The sequence below is a fragment of the Helicobacter saguini genome (genome assembly GCF_000762875.2).
Classification (GTDB): Bacteria; Campylobacterota; Campylobacteria; order Campylobacterales; family Helicobacteraceae; genus Helicobacter_A; species Helicobacter_A saguini.
Genome location: NZ_JRMP02000033.1, coordinates 1 through 10,445 on the forward strand (window position 1 = coordinate 1; position 10,445 = coordinate 10,445).

A 10,445-nucleotide genomic window follows, 5' to 3' on the forward strand; every position below is an offset into this window, starting at 1 on the left:
GCGCAAAAAAGGGGCTTTGACTTGCTTGATTTATTCAATCAAAAATACCATTATAATGTGACAAATTTGGAGGGAAATGTTACTTATGGTTACGCTTTTATTTTGAAAAAGGGCTATACTTTGAAGCCATTTTTGGGCGCGAGTTATTACATTAGCACAAGCACGGGTTACAATCGACAAGCAAGTGGCATTTTTGAGATTGATACAAGTGATAACGCGCGTCACGCAATAGGCGTAAATGTCGGCATCGAAGGGCGTAAATATTTCAAAAATCAAAGCTACATTTTCCTAAACGCACAATTTCGCCAAGATGTGTATGTGCTAAAAGATAATCTAGATTCTAAGCGTCTTAGCTCTTCTAATGTTAGTAACACTGAATCTAACCTTGCTTTCACTTTTGATTATCGTGGCGATAGTTTGCGTTCAAATATGTTTGTTACCGCTGGGGGCGAGCTAGCACTTGGTAGATTCTATATCAATACAAGTCTAACAAGCCACACATCAGTTATCTCAAAAGCCTTTGGCTTTGGCGCAAACGCAGGCTTCCGCTTTGTGTTTTAGAATTTAGAAATGTTTGTGATAAAAGACATTATCATTGATAAATTATATTATTTTTTTGTTGAATAGACTTTCTACAGGAATACAATAAATTTATACTTTCTTAAATACCACCACGCCGTTGGTGCCACCAAAACCAAAGGAGTTGCTCATAGTGCAGTTAATTTTAGCCAAACGTGCGGTATTTGAGATGTAGTCTAAGTCGCACTCAGGGTCGCTTTCCTCTTGATTGATAGTCGGTGGCATGATAGAATCTCGCATCGCCATAATGCAAATCACCGCCTCAATCGCACCCGCCGCACCTAAGCAATGCCCTAACTGCCCTTTTGTGCTTGAAATAGCTGGAATCTTCCCGCCAAACTTTTCGCCAAAAATGCGCTTTATAGCCATCGTCTCATACAAATCGTTGTAATACGTGCTAGTGCCATGCGCGTTGATATAATCAGGCGATATAGCACTGCCATTTATGCGTTCCGCCATATTCAGTGCTTGAGCCATAGCGCGATACGCACCCTCGCCCTGTGGGGCTGGTGCGGTGATATGATTAGCATCGCCACTCTCGCCAAAGCCTATGATTTCAGCGTAGATTCTAGCTCCACGCGCCTTAGCAGATTCTAAAGATTCTAGAATCAAAGCCCCAGCACCCTCGCCCATTACAAAGCCCTCGCGTTTTTTATCAAAAGGGCGTGACGCCTTAGTAGGATTGTCATTGTAGCTACTTGCAAGGGCTTTCATCGCGGCAAATCCGCCGATACCGATTTCACATATCGTGCTTTCTGCGCCCACCACTAGCATTTTATCCGCGTTGCCTATCATTATGGTTTTCGCGGCTTCGGCGATGGCGTGCGTGCTAGCCGCACATGCGGTGACACTTGATAAATTCGGTCCTTTTATGCCATGCTGAATGGATGTGAAACCGCCAAGCATATTCACTAACGCAGAAGGGATAAAAAATGGCGAAATGCGACGCGGACCCTTTGTATAGCAGGCAATGGCGTTCTCTTGTATATTTTGCAAGCCGCCGATACCCGCTGCCGAGCTAACGCCAAAGCTCTCTGCCGCGTCTTTTAACACTTTCAAATCGGCGTCCAAAAAGCTCTCTTTTGCGTCCTTATTTGCGTCTAGCAGGGCTTCGCGGCTTGCCAAAAGTCCTAGCTGGATAAATCTGTGTGCCTTTTTTACTTCGCGCGCCTCAAGCACACTTTCAGGGTTAAAGTCCATGATTTCCCCTGCGATTTGCACGCTGAAGTCTTTTGTGTCAAAGCATTCTATGCGTTTTATGCCGCACTCGCCTTTCACAATCCTGCTAAATGAAGTCTCTTTATCTAAGCCAAGGGCATTTACCATGCCTATGCCACTCACTACCACGCGTCTCAAATATACTCCTTAAAAGCCTATCACAAGGCAGTTGTTTTTTATTTTTTAGCTTCGTTATAGAATCTATTTTAAAAATTCTTTAGAATCATATAAAAAGATTATAAATTTTTGTTATTTTTAAAGATTCTTATTTAAAAGATTCTATCAATGTGACAAATCACATTAAAAAGATTCTAACTAAAATCATAAAAAATTATAGAATCTAGATTCTAAAAATCCATAAAATTATGCAATTTAGAATCTTTAAATCTTTTGCTTTATAAAAACAAGCAAAGATTCTATAAAATCCTAAAATTACAGAATCTAGATTCTAAAAAAACAACGCCCAAAAATAGCCCATTTCAAACGTTTTAAAAACGTTTAAAAACAAGCCAAAAAAGGCTATTTTTTGTGTGCTTCAATATAATTCACAACATCCTGCACGGTCTTAATTTTCTCCGCGTCCTCATCTGGAATCTTAATATCAAACTTCTCTTCCAAGCTCATAATAAACTCGACCACATCCAAGCTATCCGCATTCAAATCCTTAGTAAAGTCGCTCTCAGGCTTAATCTCTTCTAATTTCACCTTTAGCTCGCTAGCTACCAACTCTTTTACTTGGTCAAAAATCTCAGCATTCATACCTTTCTCCTTATAATCCAAAATCGAATTTAAAAAACCAAAATTATAACAAAAATAGTGTTAATTTTAAACTTTTAACATTTTTTTTACAAAGATTTAATATTTTGTTGCTATTTAATATTTTTTAGTAATTTAGCGTTAGCAAAAATGACAATTTATCATCCTATCAAAAATTCTTTTAGTGGCGTTAGATATTGATGATTTAGGTCGAATAAATCGGTGGATAAAAAGTCATTTTTAGAGTTTTTGCCAAAAGATTCTAAATATGCATAAATCATAGATTTTTTTGTTTGGCAAGCATATTTTTTCGTCATTATTTTTTAAATTTTTTATACATTTTTTGTAGTTTTCAAAGCATTTTAGGACTTTCTTTTGAGTGGCTATTTTATCGTATAATGTTTCTAAAGTGCCGCAATCTTGGTTGTTTGGTAGTAAAAATATCTCGCAAATTTCTTGCATTTCTTTATCTAATTGTTTATTTATGTTGGCTATAGAATCTTCAAAATTATCATCGCAATCAAAAATTATTTTAACTTTTTTGCCTTCTTTTATGGCTTTTTCTATCAATGATAAAACGTCTTTTAGTTATTTTTGCCGCCGCTAACTTGTATATTTATAGAATCTAAGTCTAAAAATTTTGCATAATTTTCTATAAATTTTCTATCGGTTTCGCCCTCAACCACAATTAACATTCTAGCCCCTTAGCTCATTTTCAACGCTAAGATTTTGCAATAATTCATCTTGCGAAAACCTTACAGATTCTATATCTCCATTCTTATTTTCAAAGATATTAAATAATGAAACCTCATTCTTATTTAAATTGATTTTAGTTAGGTTATTTAGAATCTCCTCATTATGTGTAGTTATAAAAAATTGAATATTTTTATCACAATCTATCAAATTTTGTAATACCATTTTAATACTTTCAAAATGCAGTCCATTCTCAATTTCATCAATGCAAATATATTTCTTACCACTCAAAATACACGATTGTATCGCAATATATTTTTGGAATCCATGCCCACTTAGCTTAAAATTTATCGCTTTATCTATGTGCTTTTTGCGAATGATAATTTTATTTTTCACTAGCTCAAGGCTCTCAATATTTAGCGAAAATTTTTTGCAAACTTCCTTTAACTCGTTAAATTTTTTTTTAGATTCTAAAATTTGCGTTAGATTTTTTAGAGTTTTATCCAAAACATTATTTTGTGATATAAGCTGCACGCATGATGATTTATAATCTATGCTGCTTCCCTTGTTACCCATTAAAAACTCAAACTGCACTTGGTCGTATTTTGCAATATTTCGCGTGAATGTCATCTCACGATTATGATAATCAAGCGTAATGCGATTTGGCAAACTCTCATCATCGCTTGGGTAGGTTTTATTCCCAGCAATCATTATGTAATTATTGTCAATAGTGATTGAAAGTGCGTTATTATCGGCATTTATAACAATATTTTTGCTAGCATTATAATTGTGAAAAAGGCTCAAAAAGCAATCGCTTTCAAAAGACATAGCACGCACATCAAGAATATCGCGTAAATCAAATTGATTTTGTGCAAAATATAAACAAATGGCTTCTAGTATCGTGCTCTTGCAGGTATTTGGCTTGCCAACAAAAATATTTATGCGTGACAAATTGTCTAATTTTAGATTTTTTATGCCTTTAAAATGGGTAATTTCTAGGTTTTTTATCATATTTTGTCCGTTTTGTTTTGATAAAAGATTCTATCATATTTTGAGTATTTTGAGTTTAGATTCTATATTGCCATTGATGAAATCAATATAATCTCTGCAATCGATATTATAAATTTCTTAATTTTTATTTTTAAAAGTTAGGTATTTCATTGTTTGAATCCATTTTGGTAAAAATGAAATTATAGAATCTTTTTAACAAATAGAATCTAAACTAGAAATTTCAAGGCAAGAATGCAAATATTGCTTATGCTTTTCGCAGCCGATAAAATTTCGCCCTAAATTATGGCTTACAAGGCTTGTAGTGCCGCTTCCGCTAAATAAATCTAGCACTAAATCGCCCTTTTTAGAAGAGGCTAAAATCATTCGCTCAATCATAGCTTTTGGCTTTATTGTAGGGTGATTTAGCTTTTGAATCTTGCCATTTATTTTTCGTGCGTGGCGTTCACTTGGAATCTCCCACACATCAGGGCAAAGCTTACCTTTTTCATTTGGATACCAACGCTTTCCATTTTTTAGTATGCCCTTTTTAGTGGCGTGATTAATGCGACTTGTCGAAGCATAAGGCACACGGATAGAATCAAAGTCAAAATAATAGCCCTTTTCGCACATTGTGTAAAATAAAATGCTTTCTTGATTATTATTAAAACGCCTTTTACTAGCCGCAAAGCCATCCTTTTTATACCAAGTAATCCAGTTTTGAAACACAGCCTTATCTTGCAAATGATTTAAAAATAGCGCGGCGTTAAAAGGCGTATTAAAGATATAAAAACTCCCCGTTTTTTTTAGTTTTGGCAACATTTTATCAATCCAAGCAAAGCTAAAATCTAAAAAATCTTTTTGAGTTTTGAAAGTATCCCAAGCGTTTGATGATTTATCCACGTTCAAATTATACGGTGGGTCAATTATTGCCAAATCAATGCTATTATCTTGCAAAGATTCTAAGAATCTAAACACATCGCAGATATAAATTTTGTTTGTTGCTAACACTTATTTCCTTACAAGTTTAAAGATGTTTTATAAAAATTTTAAATTTCACACAAGAATATTTGCAAAATAGCTTTTTAATTTTTCATAAATTTCTTTATTTCTATTTTCAATTTGCTCCTTGCTCCAGTCACTTAAATCACTTTTGCCTAAAGAGTGCATTTCTAAAAAATTAGATTCTATATATAATTTCTTTTTATTCAAAAAATAGCCATTTCCACAATCTATATTTATTTTCTTTTCTAGCAAACTTTTATTTCCTATATATTCTAAATATTTATTTGCATCATCTTTATCCCAGCCATTATAGTTACTATTTTGCCATTTTTTAGGCAGTATATGCTCGATTTCTCCTTTTATCACACTATAATTTTTCCCTTTATAATTCCACTCCCAGCTTTGATTCTTATCATATATCAATGTATAAATCGCAAGTATATATCGCACGTGTTTTGGCAGGGCTTTTACACAAAAGCTTGTAAAGATTTCAAGGCTAGGCATAGTTAAATCAGGTATGTTTAAGCCAGATTCAAAGATTTTTTCTTTTTTATTTAATATATTTATATTTGCTTTCATAAAACCCCAAAAAAGTCCGCTACTACCACCTTTTCCATAGATTAAACCAATCGCACAATAGCTTACAATTTGCGGCAATATGCTATCAAATATATTTTCTTGGCAATCTTTTTTAGGTTTATGTTTAAAATAAATTACACTAAGCACCATTTGCCACATTTTATTTTGATAGATGCTTAATATATCAAAATATTTTTGTGCATTTTCGTTCATATATTCCTTAGGATTACACCAAAACTCTGCTAAGCTTTGTATTTCTTTAAAAGTTTCAGCTTTACTTAAAGCATCTTCATTTGCTGCAAAATGAACTTTTTTCTTTTTAGAATTTAGCTTATCTTTTTTAGTGAAAAAATCAAGTGTGCTAGGGATTACGGTATCTACTTCATTGTGTTTAGCTCTTATAATATGCTCTAATTGTGTGAATAAAAAGCTAATATCTTCTTTTGCTAAATAATTTGAATTTGATATTTTAGATTCTAAGTTTTTCCATTCTTTTGCAAAATTATTTCTAGATGCATTATCAAGATTTGCATAAATAATTCCTTTAAAAATATCGGCTGTGTTTAGTGATATTCCACGATTATTTATCGTATTAAAAATACGCAAGGCGTTATCTTGCCCATCGCATTCAATAGGTAAAATTATGCAAGAAGTTAGCAAACTTAGACAAAATTTATACCATTCATCAGGACGCTCCATAGCTAGCTCATCAATCTTTTTTACAAAATATAAATAATTTTTTTCATAATTTGAGTTTGATTTTTTAATGATATTATCAATATTTTCTCTATCAAAGTTATATTTATCACTTAAAATATCATTTAATAGATTATTATCAGAATCTATTGCTACCTCACTTTTTAAATGAGGCTTAGTAAAATCAACACTACCATCTAAAGGGTCAGTATCCCAAAGACAAGAAGCAAGGGAATTTAGCAATTTTGATATTTTATCGCTATTACCGTGATTTTTTGCCTTTCTATACAAAGCACGAATAAAAAGACTAAGCGTTGTTGTGCGCTGTTGTCCATCAATTATATTTTGCCGTCCTTGCTCTTTATACATTACCACAGAGCCAAGAAAATATTCCTCATCGCTATCTTGCATTTTAGTATCAAAGAAATTATACACATCATCATAAAGCTGCTCGCATTCATCCTCGCTCCATACATACGCTCTTTGATACATAGGGATTAAAAACTTATTTTTAGATAAATAATCTAGTATATTTTTTCTCTCTGTTTTCATTTCCGCCATTGTTTTTCCTTTGTGAAAATTTAAAATATATTAGCATATTTTAGAATCTTTTTATTAAAATAAGCCCTTATTAGCTAACTTAGATTCTATAATTTCTTTATAATGCGAGTAGATTTCATAGCCTATGAAGTTGCGTTTTAAGCTCTTTGCTACGCTTAAAGTCGTGCCACTTCCTGCAAAGGGGTCTAGGATAATATCACCTACAAATGAGTAAAGTTTTATTAAACGAAATGGAATCTCGCTAGGCATAATCGCGGAGTGCTTGCCAAAGGCTAAATCAGCTTTATTTGGTATAGGAATATCCCATATTTGCTTTGTAAAATTTACCCATTCGCTTTGAGTTAGCTTACTTGCTTCTTTAATTTCACTTGAGATAGAATCTTTTGAAATGCCATCCTTTACATAAATCGTAATAAACTCACTACTATTTTGTGCGTAAAAATTACGCGGATAAGGATAGCTACCAAACATTAGCTTTTTAGCGGTATTTGTGCGATTCCATATATATAAATCAAGCAGGTAAAAGCCCTTAATTTCACTTAAAATGCTGTGCTGTATATCACTTTGTAAGTCAAAAATATGGCGATTATAATGCGTGTTTAAATCCTTTTTTAGCATCGGCATAAGCGGCACATTGATACAAAGTTTGCCATTTGGCTTTAAGATTCTAAAACATTCACGCCACACTTTCAACAAAGATTCTATATAGATTCTATAATCATTTATCGCGCCCATATCTTTAGAATCTATTTGCGAATGCGTTTGCGTTTGATAGCCATTTTTTGAATAATCTTTAATGTTAAAATACGGCGGAGATGTAATAATCAAATGAATACTAGAATCTGCTATCTCGCTCATATTTTCGCTAGATTTGTAAAAGATTTTATTCATTATTATCACCTTAAATTACAATAATTTTTGATTATATTCACGCATAATATTTTGCAAATTTATGTTGTATTTTACGTTTCTTTCAAATTCTAAGCAAATCTCAACGCCCAAAAAATCATCTAATATTGCGTTTTTATCTTTAAAGCTTAATCTTATCGCATTTCGCCCACTTTTATGCGTTAGTCTTTTATGCGAATTTGCATCAATATAAATTAGATTCTGCCAATTATCAATGATTTTTAAGCTATCAATATCTTTAGCAAAATAAAATGGCACTATGTGATGTAGCTCAAATATAGAATCTTTTTGCACGTTATGATTTTTAAAATATTGCTCTTTTATAATATTGCTTCGTTTGAAAATGATTTTTTCATTATTTATAGAATCTTTTAAAAAAAGCCGCTTTGTCTTGCTATCATATTCAAAAAGCGACATTAGATTAAGGCTGTCAAATATGCTTTGAGCTTCATTTTTCCAATTATGTAAGTCCCTTTTTTGCGTTTTATTTCCTTTGAAATTTTTAGGATTGCAAAAATCATTAATGACTTGCGTAACAATTTTTTGCCTTGCTCCAAGACTTCTAAATTCACTTATAAATTCAATAATATCATCTTTGTTTAGAATCTTATTTTCATAACTTTTATTTAAATAAGTTACAAAATATGTCATTTCTTCAATGCTTAAATATTTTTGTTTTTCATTAAAAGAGCTTAAAATATCAAAAATATCCTGCACCAAACCATCAAATATAGAATCTAAAGCTAGACCTAGTATCTTTTGGCTTTTAAAAAGATTATTAGATTCTATAAAATCAATTCCGCTTTGTGTGAGTTTGACATAGCGATAGTTTTTATATTTTTTATTTACATCGCATAATTCTTTGTGGTTGTTATAACGCTCTATAAAACCCATTCGTTGCAAATTTACAAATATTATTTTTCGCATAACCATATCTTTTGTGCTACCAGAATCTGCCTTTTTTAAATCAAAATTTACAGCATTTATAAATTCACAAAATGGAATTTCATTTTCTTTATATCTGTAAGATTCGTTTATATCGCCACTTGTGTGATATAAAAAGCCTTTACTATCGCTAAATTTTGCAATATTTTGCAATGTGATTTTTATATATTCGCTACTCCAGCGATAATGTTGTAATTTATGAGTGCCACGATAATCATCACGCAAAATTCTATGATATAAAAATTTCAAACACTTTAAAGCTGGATTTATATTTGTTAAATTATCATAAAAGTTTTGCATTTTACTTCTTTGTTTTTTATATAAAATTGTAATATTTTTGTGTTTAGAATCTGTTGTTTTAAAATCTAGATTCTAATATTTGTAGTTTGTTTATAGAATCTAGTTTTGTGCTTGTTTGTATCTTAAGATTCTATAATTTTAATTTTGTGGGTTTTGGAAATTTGTAGTTTTGTGATTAAAAGTTTTGATTATTTTGAGAAGATTAAAATGTTTTGTATTTGTAAAAAAAGATTTTCCCTATCCTTGCATCGACCTACATTTCCACACTTGAAAAGTGCAGTATCATCGGCTGAAGGTAGCTTAACTTCTAGGTTCGGAATGGAGCTAGGTGTGTCCTACTATCATAAAAACACAAGAAAAAGGGAAATAAAGACAAACAATAAATATTCGTCCTTGTGTAATCATTCGAAACAATCCTTTTTCGCCACTCATTGCGACAGACGTTTTAGTCTAGTCTCACTCGCGGCGAAAAACGATTGTCCAAAGCATTACAGCAATTACTAGAATATAGAATCTATAATCCACGTTTTATTGTGAAAGCAGATTCTATTATTCATCGCAAATACTTCCAAAAATAGAACACAATCATAGAATCTATAATCCACGTGTTGCAAGATTTATAGAATCTAGATTCTATGATTTTAGAATCTTTGTCCTTATTTCCATTTTTGCTTGCTTAGTTTTATAGAATCTAGATTCTGTATTTTGAAACTTAGAATCTTGTTTTAAGGTAAAGGCAGAAATGCTTTACTTTTTAGAATAATCTATTCCCGCCCAACCACCCTTTTTCTAAGATGTATTCTAAAAAGTAAAGCATTTCTGCAATCACACTTTACGAGTGTTTTAGAATACAACTACAAAGGTAACTTAGATTCTATAAAACTATAAGTTCTAAAGGATTTGTTAATAGCTTGTTTGGTAAAAGTAATTAACTATATTACGCTTTTATAGAATCTAGATTCTATTCATACAACCAAACTTACTTGAGTTGGGATTGTCGAGTATCTTGAGACGATTTTAAGGGTTGTGCAGATTTTTGTGCGGAGACTAGCCTTTTTGGCTGTCGCACAAACAAAAATCAAACTCCCTTAAAAGCGTCCAAGAGACGAAGACAAGCAAATACACTCAATAAGGCGGTATCCTTAAATCAAAAAGCCACAAGGTCTATTAGTAGTAGTCAGCTAAACATATTACTATGCTTACACATCTACCCTATC

9 protein-coding genes and 1 rRNA gene are annotated in these 10,445 nt (G+C 32.1%); 1 reads left to right on the top strand and 9 read right to left on the bottom strand.

The window, feature by feature from the left end; translation table 11 throughout:
• Positions 1 to 561 (top strand): autotransporter domain-containing protein (locus LS64_RS11745; protein ID WP_138127373.1); only part of this gene is annotated, 561 nt, incomplete at its 5' end.
• 90 nt (positions 562 to 651) lie between these two features.
• Here the strand turns inward: LS64_RS11745 and LS64_RS11750 are convergent.
• From LS64_RS11750 to rrf, 9 genes are all read right to left on the bottom strand, one after another.
• Complete coding sequence (locus tag LS64_RS11750) at positions 652 to 1,935, bottom strand: beta-ketoacyl-ACP synthase II (RefSeq protein ID WP_034569576.1); 1,284 nt, start codon at positions 1,933 to 1,935, stop codon at positions 652 to 654.
• A 381-nt stretch (positions 1,936 to 2,316) separates the two neighbouring features.
• Entirely contained in the window at positions 2,317 to 2,556 is a 240-nt protein-coding gene (acpP, locus tag LS64_RS11755) for an acyl carrier protein (RefSeq protein WP_034569573.1), read from the bottom strand.
• A gap of 237 nt (positions 2,557 to 2,793) precedes the next feature.
• Positions 2,794 to 3,123 (bottom strand): DUF3226 domain-containing protein, encoded by a 330-nt coding sequence (locus LS64_RS11760; RefSeq protein ID WP_052062301.1) that lies wholly within the window; start codon positions 3,121 to 3,123, stop codon positions 2,794 to 2,796.
• A gap of 126 nt (positions 3,124 to 3,249) precedes the next feature.
• Positions 3,250 to 4,257 carry an AAA family ATPase gene (locus LS64_RS11765; protein WP_034569570.1) on the bottom strand — a complete coding sequence of 336 codons (1,008 nt, stop codon included), beginning with the start codon at positions 4,255 to 4,257 and terminating at the stop codon, positions 3,250 to 3,252.
• 192 nt (positions 4,258 to 4,449) lie between these two features.
• Positions 4,450 to 5,244 (bottom strand): DNA-methyltransferase, encoded by a 795-nt coding sequence (locus LS64_RS11770; protein WP_034569877.1) that lies wholly within the window; start codon positions 5,242 to 5,244, stop codon positions 4,450 to 4,452.
• Between the two features lie 45 nt (positions 5,245 to 5,289).
• Complete coding sequence (locus tag LS64_RS11775; protein ID WP_034569874.1) at positions 5,290 to 7,074, bottom strand: DUF262 domain-containing protein; 1,785 nt, start codon at positions 7,072 to 7,074, stop codon at positions 5,290 to 5,292.
• A 54-nt stretch (positions 7,075 to 7,128) separates the two neighbouring features.
• Positions 7,129 to 7,971, bottom strand: a complete 843-nt coding sequence (locus tag LS64_RS11780) for a DNA-methyltransferase (protein WP_034569880.1) — start codon at positions 7,969 to 7,971, stop codon at positions 7,129 to 7,131.
• A 9-nt stretch (positions 7,972 to 7,980) separates the two neighbouring features.
• Positions 7,981 to 9,228: a hypothetical protein gene (locus LS64_RS11785; protein ID WP_034569871.1), complete on the bottom strand. Its 1,248-nt coding sequence runs from the start codon at positions 9,226 to 9,228 to the stop codon at positions 7,981 to 7,983.
• A 240-nt stretch (positions 9,229 to 9,468) separates the two neighbouring features.
• Positions 9,469 to 9,585: ribosomal RNA gene (rrf, locus tag LS64_RS11790) — 5S ribosomal RNA — on the bottom strand.
• Between the last annotated feature and the right edge of the window lie 860 nt (positions 9,586 to 10,445).